Source organism: Clostridium tyrobutyricum, from assembly GCF_019144085.1.
Lineage (GTDB): Bacteria > Bacillota > Clostridia > Clostridiales > Clostridiaceae > Clostridium_B > Clostridium_B tyrobutyricum_A.
Genome location: NZ_JAHHUY010000012.1, coordinates 1 through 15468 on the forward strand (window position 1 = coordinate 1; position 15468 = coordinate 15468).

Below are 15468 nucleotides of genomic sequence, written 5' to 3' on the forward strand. Positions count from 1 at the left end.
TTTTATATTACGAATTGAAGTTACAATAAATAATTTCTTGAAATTGATTGCAATATAGTATATACTATATTAGAAATTTATATATCCTTTAAAATGGTCCAGTGAGGTCATAAGGTATTTTGAACGTTATTGCTATGTCCTCCAATACCATGGGGGACATTTTTTATTTACAATATATTATGAATGGTGGTGAAAACTTTGAAATTAAAAGCTATGATTTTGGACGAAAAAGCTATGAAAAGAACTTTAACCAGAATATCTCATGAAATTATAGAAAATAATAACGGCATAGAAGATATTATTCTTGTTGGTATAAAAAGACGAGGCTATCCTATAGCTAAAAGGCTGGCTAAAAATATAGAAAACATAGAGGGTATTAAATTGAAAGTCGAAAGTGTGGACATAAGTCTATACAGAGATGATTTAACTAAAGTTTCTGATAATCCTCTGGATCTTCCTATGATAAAAGAGGCAAACTTAATAGATGTAGAAGATAAAAAGGTAGTCTTGGTAGATGATGTAATTTATACAGGTAGGACAGTAAGAGCTGCAATAGATGCTCTTATACATTTAGGTAGACCAAGATTAATACAATTAGCTGTTTTAATAGATAGAGGACACAGAGAACTTCCAATAAGAGCAGATTATGTAGGTAAGAATATACCTACATCTAAAAGTGAGATAGTTTCTGTGGAAATATCAGAGATTGACAAATCCGATTCAGTTAAAATCTACGAAATATAAGGAGTATACTAAACATATGAAAAAAATAGTTGATGTAGAAGACAAATTACCTATAGGAATTACAATACCATTAAGTTTTCAACATCTATTCGCCATGGTAGGAGCCACAATACTTGTACCTATATTAACTGGAATGAGTCCTGCAATAGCACTATTCTGTAGTGGAGTTGGAACACTATTGTACATAATATGTACAAAAGCCAAACTTCCAGCATATATAGGCTCTTCTTTCGCATTTATAGCACCTATGCTTGTAGCATCCAAAAATTATGGTTCTCAAGCAATGCTGTCAGGTGTACTAGCTGCAGGATGTGTATACATAATAGTAGCAATAATAATAAAATTTTGTGGAATAAAATGGCTAAATAGGGCACTTCCGCCTATAGTCGTAGGTTCTATAGTTATAGTAATAGGGCTTGGACTTGCAAGTACAGCCATAAACTGGGCAGGTTTTAATCCAAACTTTACTACAGATCAGTTGAAAAATGTACCTCGATGGTGCTGGATGACTGTATCCATAATAACACTTGGTGTAGGTGTGCTTGGAAGTATGTATTTTAAAGGTTTTTTGGGAATAATTCCTATACTAATAGCTATAATCGTAGGATATATATCTGCCATAGTTTTAGGCGTATTACCTGAACAAACATTGCATAGCATAATTACTACTAAATTATTTAAATTGCCACCTTTTATGACTCCAAAGTTCAATATAAATGCTATGATGCTCATGGCCCCTATCTCCTTTGTAACTTTGGCTGAACATGTAGGTCATATTTATGTAACAAATAATGTAGTAGGAAGAGATTTTACAAAAGATCCCGGACTCCACAGATCAATACTTGGAGATGGAGTAGCTACCATATTTGCAGGTTTTGCAGGAGGACCTCCAAATACAACTTATGGAGAAAACATCGGCGTTATGGCTATAACTAAGGTTTACAGTGTATGGGTTATAGGAGGAGCTGCAATAATAGCAATAATCCTATCATTTATAGGTCCTATATCCTCATTAATTGAAAATATGCCTATGCCTGTAATAGGTGGGGTAAGCATACTTCTATTTGGAATAATAGCATCCTCAGGTTTTAGAATATTTGTAGAGGATAAAATAGATTTCAGCAAAAACAGGAATTTAATACTTGCTTCTGTTATAATAGTAATAGGAATTGGAGGTGCCTCCTTAAAATTTAATCTAGGAGGGTCACCAGTTGAAATATCCGGCGTTGCTTTAGCAACAATTATTGGAATAATATTAAATCTTATACTTCCTAAAAACAGTGCTTCTGAATTGGAAGATTCAAAATCAATATAGTAGTTTATATATGGAGATGAACCGTACATATGAAAATATACTCTTGGAATGTAAATGGATTAAGGGCAATTTCAAAAAAAAATTTCTTTCAATGGATAGATGATGAAAATCCAGATATATTGTGCATACAAGAAACCAAACTTCAAGATAACAATCTAGATGAAAAATTAAAGTGCATAGATGGCTATTATTCATATTTTAGTTTTGCTGAAAAAAAGGGCTATAGTGGTACTGCAATTTATACCAAATTAAAACCATTGTCAGTTAAACACGGTATAGGGATTCAAAAATTTGATATAGAAGGAAGAATACTCATACTGGAATTCAAAGATTTCACTATATTAAACATATACTTTCCAAATGGCCAGATGAATGACAATAGATTACAATATAAATTGGATTTTTATAATGCAATCCTTGATTATTGCAATAAGCTTGTAAATATAAATAAAAGACTCATAATATGCGGTGATTATAATACGGCCCATACTGAAATGGATATAAAAAATGCAAAAGCAAATTCGAAGAATTCAGGATTTTTACCTATTGAAAGAAAGTGGCTAGACAAATTAATTCAAAATGGTTACACTGACACATACAGATATATAAATCCCGATAAAATTGAATATTCGTGGTGGAGCTATAGATTTAAGGCCAGAGAAAGAAATGCTGGCTGGAGAATAGATTATCACTTTGTTTCAAATAATCTAATTGAGCAAATTAAAGATGCTAAAATATTGACAGATATAAAAGGATCTGATCACTGTCCAATTATGATTAAATTAGATTAAAATACAGCCAACAGATTGTACCTGTTGGCTGTATTTATCTATTATTTTTCATAATATCTATTATTTTTTTAAAGTATACTGGTAAATCTGTTTCAAACTCAATATATTTTTCTGTAGATGGATGTATAAATCCAAGTTTTTCTGCATGCAAGAGCTGTCCATTTAAATTAAATTTCTGTTTTTTATACCCATACACAGGATCTCCTACAAGTGGATGTCCTATATATGCCATATGTACTCTTATCTGATGTGTTCTTCCAGTTTCAAGTATGCATTTAACAAGAGTATTATTCTTAAATCTTTCAATAACCTTATAGTTGGTAACGGCTCTTTTACCTCCTTGAACTACAGCCATCTTTATTTTATCTCTAGGATGTCTTGCAATTGGCTCATCTATAGTTCCAGAATCTTGTTTCAATACCCCTTCTACAAGAGCTGTATACTCCCTTGTCATGGAATGATTTTTCAACTGCTCAGCTAACTTGTTATGAGCAAAATCATTCTTAGCTACTACAAGTATCCCTGAAGTATCTTTATCAATTCTATGAACTATTCCTGGACGTGTAATTCCGTTTATACCGGATAAATCAGTACAATGTGCCAAAAGAGCATTTACAAGTGTACCATTTTGGATAGAAGGTGCAGGATGAACAATCATTCCCTGTGGTTTGTTCACAACTATTACATCCCTATCCTCATAGAGTATATCAAGCGGTATATCTTCAGGATCTATTCCTGAATTAACAGGTTTTTTTATATTTATGACAATCTCATCTTGAAATTTAAGATTATAATTATTTTTTCTTGCTGTATTATTTACAAGAACGGACCCATCTCCTATTAATTTCTGTATATGTGATCTGGACTTATCAGGAAAATGTTTATGCAAAAACAAATCCAGTCTTATATCCCTATTTTCATCAAATACTATTTTTTTAATTTTCATGCTTTTCTTCCTTCAACAAATATAATACAAGTAATACAGTACCTACTACAACCATAATATCTGCAAAATTAAATATGGGAAAATAATAAACATCTTTATAATGTACCGATATAAAATCTACAACATATCTATATTTTATTCTATCAATTAAATTTCCCAATGCACCACTTATTATAAGAGATAAACTTATTTTTACAAGTTTGTTTTTAGGCTTATTTTTTATAATATAATAGATTATAAAAATCATTACGATTATAGATGCTATAGTTAAAAATATTGTTTTATCCTGAAATATTCCAAAAGCCGCCCCTTTATTTTGTATATACAAAAATGAAAAGAAATCTTTTATTATAGAAATTTCTGAAATTGGGGATAAAGTTTTTATGGCCCATATCTTGGTAAATCTGTCTATTATCAAACCTATTGCTATTATGAGTATTGTCATGTATACCTCCTGAATGTATAAAGTATATACTAATGTTTAAGAAAATATTCCAATATGTTGGTAGAATTTTTTATTGCAATAGGTGCAAATTTTTCATACTCCATATGTGCCCCTGTATTAGCATTATCAGATATAGATCTTATTACAACAAAAGGTATGGAATTCAGATAGCAAACCTGCGCAATACTTCCACCTTCCATCTCACAACCCAAGGCTTCAAATTTTTTTATAAGCCATTTACATTTATCTGGGCCTGATACAAACTGATCTCCCGTAACTATTCTTCCCACAAAACTGTTTTTGTCTTTCAATACACTGTCGCAGGCATCTTTAGCCTTTTTTACAAGTGTATCACTGCATTTAAAATCATATGTATTCAATCTTGGAACCTGACCCAATTTATCACCAAATGCTGTAGCATCCATATCATGCTGTACTAAATTGTCAGCAATAACTACATCACCTGGGCATACATTTTCTCCCAGTCCACCTGCTATACCCACATTTACTATAGAATCAACTTTAAAGTCATCTACAAGTATTTGAGCACATACGGCTGCATTTACCTTTCCTATACCGCACCTTACAACAACTACTTCTTTATCATATATTTTTCCCATATTGAATTTCATGTTTGCCTTTTCACAAACTTTTTCAATATTCATTTTAGATAATAAAATCTCCAGTTCTTCATCCATAGCTCCAATTATTCCAACTACCATAAATAATTCATCCTCTCTTTTTAACTGTCAATTGATTCACCAAGTGCTTTTTTAATTTCAGACTCAGTTACTTCTACTTTTATTTTGTAAGCTCCCATAGACTTTTCGATTAATACAAATCTTATATTTTCATCATTTTTTTTGTCATGTTTAATAGTATCTAAAAATTTACAATAATCTTCAATTTTATATCTTGTAGAAAGTCCCAATCTCTTTAATAGATCTTCTGCAGATTTATATACATTTTTGGATATATTGAATTTATACTCGGATATCTTTAATGCTGCCAAGGTTCCAAGACCTACTGCTTCACCATGAGAAATATTGAATTTCGAAGATATTTCTACTGCATGACCTATTGTATGTCCAAAATTTAATATATTTCTAAGTCCAGTATCCCTAAAATCTTTTTCAACAACATTTTTCTTTACAGCAAGACATTTTTCTATTATATGTAAAAGACATTGTGTATCCTTGTGCAATATTTGGCAATAATTACTATCTATGTAATCGAAAAACTCCTGAGAATCAATAACCCCATATTTAACTAGTTCTCCCAGTCCGTCTTTAAACTGATGATCCTCTAAAGTTTTTAGAAAATGCGGGCATACATATACTAAATCCGGATTAAAAAAATCACCTATTAAATTCTTTATTCCATCATAATTATATCCAACTTTTCCACCAATACAACTATCTATTTGAGACAACATCGTTGTAGGAACATTGACAAATTTAATTCCTCTCATATAAGTTGAAGCTGCAAAACCTACTATATCTCCAACTAATCCTCCACCTAATCCAATTAATATACTATCCCTATTGGCATTATTTTTCAAAAGGAAATCATATATTTTTGATACGGTTTCTATACTTTTATTTTGTTCTCCATGCTTAAAATAAAAAACACTGCAGTTAATTTTTTCTTGTAAATTAATTATAGTATTTTTATATAAATTGTATACAATATCTTCAGTAATTAGAAAAATTTTATTCTTACCATACTTTTCTTTAACTAAATCACATAAAGCATCTAAATTGTCCTTTATATATATTTTATAATTGCTGTTTGTTGACTTTACAAGTATGTCACTCATAATTTTCACCACCTATAATTTTTACTTAACTACCTTGAACAAAAAATCCACTCCTAAGAGTGGCATTTTTACCCTTTTATAAAGAAATTTTTGATTTCGTCTAATTCATTATCATTGGTAGATATTTCATCTTGCTTTGGAACACTTTCAATTTCCTTTGCAACTAATTTTTTGTCATCTGATTTTCCATCAGAAACTTCATTGGTTTCACAACCTATATTATAATTTTTTATAAATGTTTTTTCCATGTCGTCAAACATTTCCAATTGTGATTCCATAAAGTTTCTATATTTTGATCTAAACTTAATAAATTCCTGTTTAACTTTGTCATATTCACTATTAATAGCAAGAACATCACCATGAGACTTATCTATTATCCTTTTAGAAGTTTCATTTGCACTCTTTATTATAAGTTCACTCTCTTTTTTAGCATTTTCTTTTGCCTGATCAGAAGCATTTTGAGCTAAAAGAAGAGTATTTTGTATAGTAGTCTCCATCTTATTGTAATGTTCTACCTTTTCCTGTATTGATTGCAACTTATCCTTTAAATTAGAATTCTCTCTATTCAACGCTTCATAATCAGATGCTATTTGATCTAAAAATTCATCTACTTCATCTATATTATAACCCCTAAGTGCCCTTTTAAATTCCTTATTAGTTATATCTACAGCTATTATTGCCACTTCAAACACCTCAAATCAACTAAATTTTTTTATAAGGAGTTTAATTCTTCCTTTTCCTGTATTTCCTATTTTTCCTGCAAGTTTAAACTTCCCATATCCTTGGACTATTACAGTAGAATTGTCTTCTACGATTTTATCTTTTTTCAGAATTTCGAAATAATCAACCTGAACTTTTCCTTTTTTTACAAGTACTTCACCTTTAGATCGGGATATATTACAAAGTGAACTAACTATACAATCAATTCGCATGGAGGAAACATTTAAAGATAGCGTATTAAAATTATAGTTTGGAATTTTAGAATTACCTAAAGCTAAAATATCTAAACTACACTTTGCTTTACCTACACTTGTGAAATTTGAAGTTACATATTCACTTATATCACTAGAACAAGCTAAATAGCATTCTTCATTTTCCTTTAATATTAGATCTCCAAATTTCTGCCTTTTAATACCCAATGACATAAGTGCTCCTAAAAAATCTCTATGAGAAGGTTTGGAAAATTTAGAATTCAACTGTATTCTCAGCAAATCCAATGGATAATTTTTCATATCTTCATAAAAAGAAAACAAAATCATTCTTCGCTCAGCATCTTCAAATATTCCATAACTATAAACATTTATCTCAAGTTCAGTTTGCATATTTTCAATTTTATTCCATATGTTAGGTGTGTAAAATTCATTGGTATAAACATCCATTCCTGTTTTTTTTGCCAGATTTATTTTATTGTATATATTAGATATAATACTTTCATCATTAAAATCGATTCTTCTTATAAAACTATTCTTATCCATATTAATCTATAATATAGAAAATACAATTTCTCTTATTATATCTATAATAATAAAAGCAATTATAGGTGAGAAATCCATCATAAGACCTGGAATAAGTTTTTGTTGTAGTTTTCTTCCAGGCCTCATGAATGGTTCAGTAAACACATGGAGCAAATTCACAAAAGAATTTCCTCCCCTTGGCATTACCCATGATAATATTACATCTAAAAATATAGCACCTTCCAAAAATCTAAAAAGTAATGATAGTGCAACTGCTAAAGTATTTGTTATCATTTTTTCCTCCAATACATTCTACTTCCAATTAAACAAACCTTTGCCTGAAAGTTCATTTTTCAAATCATTACTTACTTCTACACTTGCCGGCGAAAGTATATATACACCCTTTTCTATTTCTTCCAAACTTCCACCTAAAGAATAACTTGATCCTCCCATAAAGTCAAGAAGTCTTTGAGCTACCCTGTTTTCCAAACCTGTAGTATTTATAACCACGATCTTTCTATTTTTCAATTCATCACATATATCGGCAGCTTCTTCATAAGTAGTTGGTTTAACTATTCTTATTTTAGCCGAAATAGTTGTATGTATGCTTACAACTTTATTTTGCCTTTTTGAATTTATTACAGGTTCCACCTCTTCAAAATCATTTACAGCTTTTTTATTATCTGTTTCTTCAAATTCTTCAACTTCATCTTCCAAGTCATCCTCAAGTCCTAAAAAACCCATCATCTTGTTTAACATCTTGCTCGCCATAGTAATACCTCCTACGTTTATTATATTTTTATTTTACATGTATTGAATAATCTCTTTTACCAAATATTCCTTCCCCAATTCTAACTAAATTTGATCCTTCCTCAATGGCTATCTTATAGTCATGGGTCATTCCCATGGATAATACATCCATTTTTATGTTTTTAAAACTTTTTTCTCTCAAATCACAGAATATATTTTTTAATTTTTTAAAATAATATCTGCATTGCTCCTCGTTTCCTTTTGGAATAACTGACATAAGTCCCTTAATTTTTACATTTTCACATTCTTCACAAGAATTTATCAACTCTTGTAGATGTTCTACACAAACACCTGTTTTACTCTCTTCTTTTCCAATATTTATTTGAATTAGAGCTTGTGCTATTAAATTTTTTGCCTTATAATGCTTTTCTATATCTTTAAGAAGTCTTATACTGTCTAATGAATGAATCAAATAAACTTTTCCTACAATATATTTAACTTTGTTTCTCTGAAGATGTCCTATTAAATGCCACCTTATATCATCTGGAAGATTAGGTTCTTTATCCATTAATTCCTGAACCTTGTTTTCTCCAAAATCCCTTATTCCAAATTGATAAACCTGCTTTATACTATCTATAGGCTTAGTTTTGGAAACAGCCAACAATGTAACACCATCTTTTACATTTTTTCTTATTTCTTTTAAATTTTCCTCAATTGACAATATTCCTCGTCTCCTTTATCAATTAAGCTTAAATACTTATTAATAATATTCTTCATTAATATTGAAAATCCTTCAAATTTTAATTATTTTTTTATATAAATAACAATTTAAAAATGTCTGCAAATATTTATTTGTCTTCTTTCATAAATGCTAAATTGTAATCGCCATTATAAGCAGGTATATATACTTTATCCATTTCATTTATATTTACAACTATTTTTCTCATGATCATTAATTTCAAATAGTTCTCATTAGACATCATATAACTGTTGATAACCTCTTTATTACCTATAGCATATATTAAAAAAGGTGATGATATCTTGATTCCATTTACCCTTAAAAATGGTCCACTGCAATAGATTTCAGATCTATCTATTATTCTATGTCCATTTATTGAAATAGCTTCTGAGCCAGAATTTTTCAAATCATTTATAACTTGGATGATATCAGTATTATGAACAATTCTCATCTGATATTGGAATGCATCCATACCATCATTCGTAGGTCCATCGTTTATTTCTAACTTTATTCCCTGTCCCTCTAAAGCAGTTTTACCAAGTATTATTTTATCCTGCTGTAATTCCTGACTTATGCTATTTTTTACCTGTACTTGATTTTTATCGTCATTTTCATATTTTTTTAATTTATTGGAGTACTTATTATAGTTTTCCATTTCACCAAGTATATCACTTCTAAGCTTATTTCTAAGATTATAGGCATCCTGATATTGGGCTGTACTCAAAAATACTTTCTTGCTTTTTAAAGTATTTCCTTTAGATATACTTATATTCATTGACAACAGTATTCCAATTATTAAAGCTGCTATAAAAAGAAATATATTGGCTTCACTACTCTTCATATAATACACCTCATCTTCTATGAGATTTTGCTTTTTCAAGTAATAATCGCCTTACTATTGCAAAATTATCAAATATCCTTCCTCCAAATACTATAACTGCCGCAAGATATATAGGCACTCCCAATTTATCTCCTAGATATGCCAATGCCACTGCCAAAACTGAATTTCCAAAAAAGCCTGAGATAAATATATCTAGCTTGAAATTTTTGGATAAATTAGCTCTCATAGCTCCAAATACCGAATCCAAACATGCTAAAATTGCCACAGACATATAAGGTGAAAATTTATCTGGAATATTTACATTCCAAACAACACCTACTATTATTCCCAATATAAGACCTAAAAAACCTATCATATTTTATCATCACCCCCCGAACTAATCTTTAACTGGCTTAGCATATTCAAATTTATATGTTTTATTATATTTTTTTATAGATATATTATCTGACTTTTCATATTTAATATCAGCTATATCCTTAAAATCTGCAAAGACTTCTGGAAAACTCATATCACTATACAGTAAATTTTTGTCACCAATGGCCTGAATAACTATCCTGCTTGAGGGCGATATTTTTTCATCATTTATCAATATATAACTTCCTGCCGTTCTAATACCAGTTTCTGATACAATTCTCATATCATTTATAGATATTGCTTCAGCTCCTGCAAATCTCAATTCATTTACTATGTAAACTAGTTTCTTATCTGTTATGGTATCTGACGTGCCAGTTAAATTGCTGCCAAATATTTTATTATTAGGATTAATATATATGACTATGCCCTGTCCCTTGACATCTACATCTCCTGTTAACATTCTAGAATTATCCAGTTCATCAAGAAGATTTTTTGTAGCCGTACTCTTATTGGCAGCCGCATCTTCATAGGTTTTGACTTTACTTTGTAAATCATCCACTTTTTTTTCAAGTTGTTCTTTTTCTTTTTTATATTGTTCTATTTCAACTGTAATATCTGTATTGTTATTATTGGTAGTCAAATTTAAAGTGCTTTCCTGATTCATAAGAACTTTAAATTGATATGCAACCATAAATCCCAATATACCGCATACCAAAGCAACACTTAGCTGTGCACTAAATCTACGCATAAATCTATCCTCCTAGTTATTATATATATAAAATACAGGATTGCCATCGAATCTTACATCCACATATCCTTTGGCAGCACTTAATTTTTCTTGCTCTATTATATTTAACGCTTTGTTTAACTTATTTCTCATATCATCAGCACTTCCAAGTTTTATACACATATCTTTTCTATACGCTTTTATATCTAATGAATTAGAAAAATCCACTGTATCAATACCAAACATTACATTACTCTCTTCAATTAATGACCCTATATTTTTTATTCCATCAATTTTTCTATTATCCCTGGTTTTTATACTCTCTCCAATTTTAGAGCTTGTTAGATTTATTCCATTTAATTTAACAAGATTCATATTATCTATATTACTTCTTTTTTGAAGTAATATACCGAATTTATCCACTATATAAAATTTATTATCCATTTTTATATAAAAAATAGCATTTCTCTCTGCTACATTTATATTTATCTGAGATGGCAATTTTCTACTTATCTTGACACTCCCTATATATGGATTTCTCAATATATTTTTTTCTAATTTATTTACATTTATGTAAAATATATTATTTCCCATACTTATTTTTGAAAGCGACTTAATCTCATTTACATCTATGCTTTTATTTCCATAAACTTTTATGTATTTTATATTAAAATATGGAAGTTTTATAGAAAGTACAAAAAGTACCGCCAGAAGAAATATAAACAATAATATACTATTTTTTATTCTTTTTCTTCTTCTTCTCTTCACAATAAGTTCATTTTTGGTTTTATTAATTAAAGTATCATTCATATTCACACCAACTCACAATAATCTAGCTTACAACATATATATTAACACTTAATTTGATTAATTTCATTAAAATTCTCATTAATTTTTTATTAATTCCCAACCAATAAAATGCAGTACTGTATTTTATTACAGTACTGCATTTCAATAAATAAAGTTTTTATTTTATATTATACTGATTATTTTGCCGCGATATATTGAGAAGTATACCCATCGCCATCATATTGAATAATAGCGAGGATCCTCCATAACTTATAAATGGAAGTGGAACTCCTGTTACTGGCATGGAACCTGTTACAACAGCAATATTTATTATTGCCTGAACTGCTATTACAGCGGTTATTCCAGTTGCCAGAATAGTACCATAAGTATCACTTGCTTTTATAGCAGTTACAATTCCTCTCCATATAAATACTATAAAGAGAATAATAATTATTATGCATCCTATAAGCCCAAGTTCTTCTCCTATTATGGAAAATATGAAATCATTGTGGGGTTCTGGAATATAATAGCATTTTTGTCTTGACTTTCCGAGGCCTACTCCCCATATTCCTCCTGAACCAAGTGCTAAAAGAGATTGAATTATCTGGTATCCCTTTCCTTTTGGATCTGCCCAAGGATTCAAGAAACTTGTAAATCTAGCCATTCTGTATGGCTCTAGAATTATGCCTGCAACTCCTCCCAATGCTACAAAAAGTACTATACCTATCATATGAACAGTTCTGGCCCCTGATGCATATAATACTATAAGTGTAACTATCATGATTACCGCGGCTATACTAAGATTTTTTTCTGCCAATACCAGCCCGGCATAAAATCCCGAAACTAAAAGGTATGGAAAAACACCATACAAAAAACTTCCTATTTTCCTACCACCCTTGGTTTCTATACTTTTTGCCATATACAGTACAACTATATATTTTGCTATTTCAGAAGGCTGAAATCCTACAGATCCAAGCTTTATCCATCTTTGGGCACCCTTTGTAGCTGAAAATGCAAAAACTATAAGCAACAATACTACTGAAACAATCATAAATAATTTAGTATATTTTTTTAACTTATGGTAATCAAATTTTATAGCTGCGAACATAAATATTGTTCCAATTATGGCCCATAACCCCTGTCTTTTAAGATAATAGGTACTGTCATGCAAGTTCTTATCATAAAAAGCCATATATGAACTTGCACTATATACCATAACAACACCTATTGCTATAAGCAGCATTATAGTTGAAAACATCATAAAATCTATAGATCCCATTTTTTTATTCAGTTTATACATAAATCATAATCCTCCTACCAATTACTCATTCACGCTGCCAAAAAACCGAGGTTTACAAGCTAATACTTTTATACATTAAAATGATAAAAATCCTACCAAACATAGTATTACGGTAATTATGCAAAATACAGCAACTACCTTTGTTTCATGCCAACCTGAAAGTTCAAAATGATGATGCAGCGGACTCATCTTAAATACTCTTTTACCTGTAAGTTTAAAACTTGTAACTTGAATTATAACAGATACAGTTTCTATAACATATATCCCACCAACTATTATAACCAAAAATTGTAATTTTAGTATAATTGCTGCAGCTGCAATTGCGCCTCCCAATGCTAGTGAACCTGTATCCCCCATAAAAATCTGTGCCGGAAACACATTATACCTTAAAAATCCAAGAAGGGCACCAGCTGTAACTGCACAAAAAATAGCAAGGCTAATATGTCCCATGGCAAAAGCGACTAATGCAAAGAAAATCATTACAAGTATAGTAATGGATGTAGCAAGTCCATCTAATCCATCTGTTAAATTTACTGCATTAGTAGTAGCTACAAAGAAAAAAACTATAAATGGAATATAAAACATTCCTAAATTTAAGCTTTTATGCACAAATGGCACTATTATAGAAGTACCTATATTGGGATTATTAGCGGCATAACATGCAAAAACAATAGATACTATAAGAAGTAATATCATCTTTTGATAGGCTCTAAGACCTAGATTTTTTTTTCTTGTTATTTTAAGTGCATCATCCAATCCTCCAATTACACCAAATGCTATAAGTGCATATAGGGCAATCATGGCTTCATCTGTTGGTTTCTTAACTATTATAAACATTGTTATTAAAGAAGCTATAATAAATATTATTCCTCCCATAGTTGGGGTTCCAGCCTTCTTTTTGTGACTTTTAGGTCCTTCCTCTCTTTCACTTTGTCCAAATTTAAGTTTATGTAATATTGGAATTATAATTGGTCCTTCTAAGATTGCTATAAAAAACGCTATTAATATTGAATAGATTAATCTGTACATTGTATTTGAACCCACCTCCTAATTATTGATATTCTGTTTTAATTTTTCCACTATATTTTCGAATTTCATGGTTCTTGAAGCTTTAACCAGTAGAACATCTCCAGTTTCAATATAATTGCCGGTTAAAAAATTCACTGCTTCATCATAATTTTCAAATTCCATTATTTTTCCATTATTTGTACTGAGTTTTTCAAAACCTTTTTTATAATATATACTGTAATCTCCAAGTACAATCAATAAATTCACACCCAGTTTTGATGCATATTCTCCAATTTCTTCATGAAGTTCCTGTGACTTTTCACCAAGTTCTCCCATAGTTCCCAAAACTGCAATTTTTCTATTTCCATCAAATCCACACAATACATCTATTGCTGCCTTCATGGAATCAGGATTTGCATTATAGCAGTCATTTATAATTTTAAACTTTTTTCCCTGTATGATTTCAAGTCTCATCTTCGTAGTTTCTAAATTTTTAAATCCAAGTCTTATTTCATTATATGTAAGCTTAAACAATCTAGCACACATAGCAGCTAAGAGAGAATTTATCACACTATGTTTTCCTGGTACCATAACAGCTATTTTTTCATTTATATCAAAGTCATTTTCCTTTACAGAAAATTCTATAGAATTTTCCATCAGTTTTATATTAAAAGCACTTAGATTTGATTTATTATTAAGTGATACTGTATTTATTTTAAATTTATTGCTTTTTACTGTAGATAATAAATCATTGTCATTATTTAACACAAGTATATTTTTATTGGAAAAGAAATCCGTTATTTCAAGTTTTGCTTTTAATATGTTCTCCATTGATTTAAGTCTTCCAATATGTGCCGTACCAATATTAGTTATAACTGCTATATCTGGCTTTGATGCCTCTGCCATATTGTGTATCTCGCCTAAATTGTTCATTCCCATTTCCAGTACTGCAATATCATAGCTATTATCCAGATTGAATATCATATGTGGAAGTCCTATTTCATTATTAAAATTTCCTTCTGTTTTAAATACCTTGAATTTATAACTCAATGCTGCCGCCACCAAATCCTTTGTGGAAGTTTTACCTACAGATCCAGTAATACCTATAACCTTGATATCAAGTATACTTCTGTAATATTGTGCCAGATCAAGAAGTGCAGATCTTGTATTTTCAACTTTTATTATGGTAGTATATGGTCTTATTTCACTATCATCATAATTTATCTCATCTACTATGCATATAGATGCTCCCTTTTCACTTGCTTGTTTTATATAGTTGTTTCCATTAAAATTTTCACCTTTAAGAGCTATAAATATATCTTTTTTTTCTATCTTTCTCGTATCAGAATTCACATTGTTGAATCCTTCATATATTCCTTCAAATATAATTTTTCCATCTATTGCTTTAACAATATCCTCAAGGCTCATATATTCCAAGAATTACAC

19 protein-coding genes are annotated in these 15468 nt (G+C 29.9%); 3 read left to right on the forward strand and 16 right to left on the reverse strand.

Going from position 1 to position 15468, the window contains the following annotated elements:
- Positions 1-198 precede the first annotated feature (198 nt).
- From pyrR to KM800_RS07075, 3 genes are read left to right on the forward strand one after another with little or no spacing between them, the layout of a single operon-like run.
- On the forward strand, positions 199-744 hold the full coding sequence (gene pyrR / locus KM800_RS07065; RefSeq protein ID WP_217812463.1) for a bifunctional pyr operon transcriptional regulator/uracil phosphoribosyltransferase PyrR: 546 nt from the start codon (positions 199-201) through the stop codon (positions 742-744).
- 16 nt (positions 745-760) lie between these two features.
- A complete protein-coding gene (gene uraA / locus KM800_RS07070; protein ID WP_217812464.1) occupies positions 761-2059 on the forward strand; it encodes a uracil permease in 1299 nt (432 codons plus the stop codon).
- 29 nt (positions 2060-2088) lie between these two features.
- Positions 2089-2850 carry an exodeoxyribonuclease III gene (locus KM800_RS07075; RefSeq protein ID WP_217812465.1) on the forward strand — a complete coding sequence of 254 codons (762 nt, stop codon included), beginning with the start codon at positions 2089-2091 and terminating at the stop codon, positions 2848-2850.
- Positions 2851-2884: 34 nt separating this feature from the next.
- Here the strand turns inward: KM800_RS07075 and KM800_RS07080 are convergent, their stop codons facing one another.
- The 16 genes from KM800_RS07080 to KM800_RS07155 form a co-directional block, all read right to left on the reverse strand.
- Positions 2885-3796: an RluA family pseudouridine synthase gene (locus KM800_RS07080; RefSeq protein ID WP_217812466.1), complete on the reverse strand. Its 912-nt coding sequence runs from the start codon at positions 3794-3796 to the stop codon at positions 2885-2887.
- Positions 3786-4241: a signal peptidase II gene (gene lspA / locus KM800_RS07085; protein ID WP_217812467.1), complete on the reverse strand. Its 456-nt coding sequence runs from the start codon at positions 4239-4241 to the stop codon at positions 3786-3788. The genes KM800_RS07080 and lspA overlap by 11 nt, the downstream gene beginning before the upstream one ends.
- A gap of 29 nt (positions 4242-4270) precedes the next feature.
- Positions 4271-4963 carry a 5'-methylthioadenosine/adenosylhomocysteine nucleosidase gene (locus KM800_RS07090; RefSeq protein ID WP_217812468.1) on the reverse strand — a complete coding sequence of 231 codons (693 nt, stop codon included), beginning with the start codon at positions 4961-4963 and terminating at the stop codon, positions 4271-4273.
- A gap of 20 nt (positions 4964-4983) precedes the next feature.
- Positions 4984-6060, reverse strand: a complete 1077-nt coding sequence (gene aroB, locus KM800_RS07095) for a 3-dehydroquinate synthase (RefSeq protein ID WP_217812469.1) — start codon at positions 6058-6060, stop codon at positions 4984-4986.
- 68 nt (positions 6061-6128) lie between these two features.
- Positions 6129-6743 (reverse strand): DivIVA domain-containing protein, encoded by a 615-nt coding sequence (locus tag KM800_RS07100; protein WP_217812470.1) that lies wholly within the window; start codon positions 6741-6743, stop codon positions 6129-6131.
- Positions 6744-6758: 15 nt separating this feature from the next.
- Entirely contained in the window at positions 6759-7535 is a 777-nt protein-coding gene (locus KM800_RS07105) for an RNA-binding protein (RefSeq protein WP_217812471.1), read from the reverse strand.
- Between the two features lie 6 nt (positions 7536-7541).
- Entirely contained in the window at positions 7542-7808 is a 267-nt protein-coding gene (locus KM800_RS07110) for a YggT family protein (RefSeq protein ID WP_217812472.1), read from the reverse strand.
- Positions 7809-7826: 18 nt separating this feature from the next.
- Entirely contained in the window at positions 7827-8285 is a 459-nt protein-coding gene (locus KM800_RS07115) for a cell division protein SepF (RefSeq protein ID WP_017750795.1), read from the reverse strand.
- A 28-nt stretch (positions 8286-8313) separates the two neighbouring features.
- Positions 8314-8985 (reverse strand): YggS family pyridoxal phosphate-dependent enzyme, encoded by a 672-nt coding sequence (locus KM800_RS07120; RefSeq protein ID WP_217812473.1) that lies wholly within the window; start codon positions 8983-8985, stop codon positions 8314-8316.
- 127 nt (positions 8986-9112) lie between these two features.
- Positions 9113-9844: a DUF881 domain-containing protein gene (locus KM800_RS07125; protein WP_217812474.1), complete on the reverse strand. Its 732-nt coding sequence runs from the start codon at positions 9842-9844 to the stop codon at positions 9113-9115.
- Positions 9845-9854: 10 nt separating this feature from the next.
- On the reverse strand, positions 9855-10199 hold the full coding sequence (locus KM800_RS07130) for a small basic family protein (RefSeq protein WP_217812475.1): 345 nt from the start codon (positions 10197-10199) through the stop codon (positions 9855-9857).
- A 21-nt stretch (positions 10200-10220) separates the two neighbouring features.
- Positions 10221-10946: a DUF881 domain-containing protein gene (locus KM800_RS07135; protein WP_217812476.1), complete on the reverse strand. Its 726-nt coding sequence runs from the start codon at positions 10944-10946 to the stop codon at positions 10221-10223.
- A gap of 12 nt (positions 10947-10958) precedes the next feature.
- Positions 10959-11735, reverse strand: a complete 777-nt coding sequence (locus tag KM800_RS07140; protein ID WP_217812477.1) for a cell division protein FtsQ/DivIB — start codon at positions 11733-11735, stop codon at positions 10959-10961.
- A gap of 157 nt (positions 11736-11892) precedes the next feature.
- Complete coding sequence (spoVE, locus tag KM800_RS07145; protein ID WP_217812478.1) at positions 11893-13014, reverse strand: stage V sporulation protein E; 1122 nt, start codon at positions 13012-13014, stop codon at positions 11893-11895.
- Between the two features lie 75 nt (positions 13015-13089).
- Positions 13090-14043 (reverse strand): phospho-N-acetylmuramoyl-pentapeptide-transferase, encoded by a 954-nt coding sequence (mraY, locus tag KM800_RS07150; protein WP_217812479.1) that lies wholly within the window; start codon positions 14041-14043, stop codon positions 13090-13092.
- 18 nt (positions 14044-14061) lie between these two features.
- Entirely contained in the window at positions 14062-15459 is a 1398-nt protein-coding gene (locus KM800_RS07155; RefSeq protein ID WP_217812480.1) for a UDP-N-acetylmuramoyl-tripeptide--D-alanyl-D-alanine ligase, read from the reverse strand.
- Positions 15460-15468: the final 9 nt, after the last annotated feature.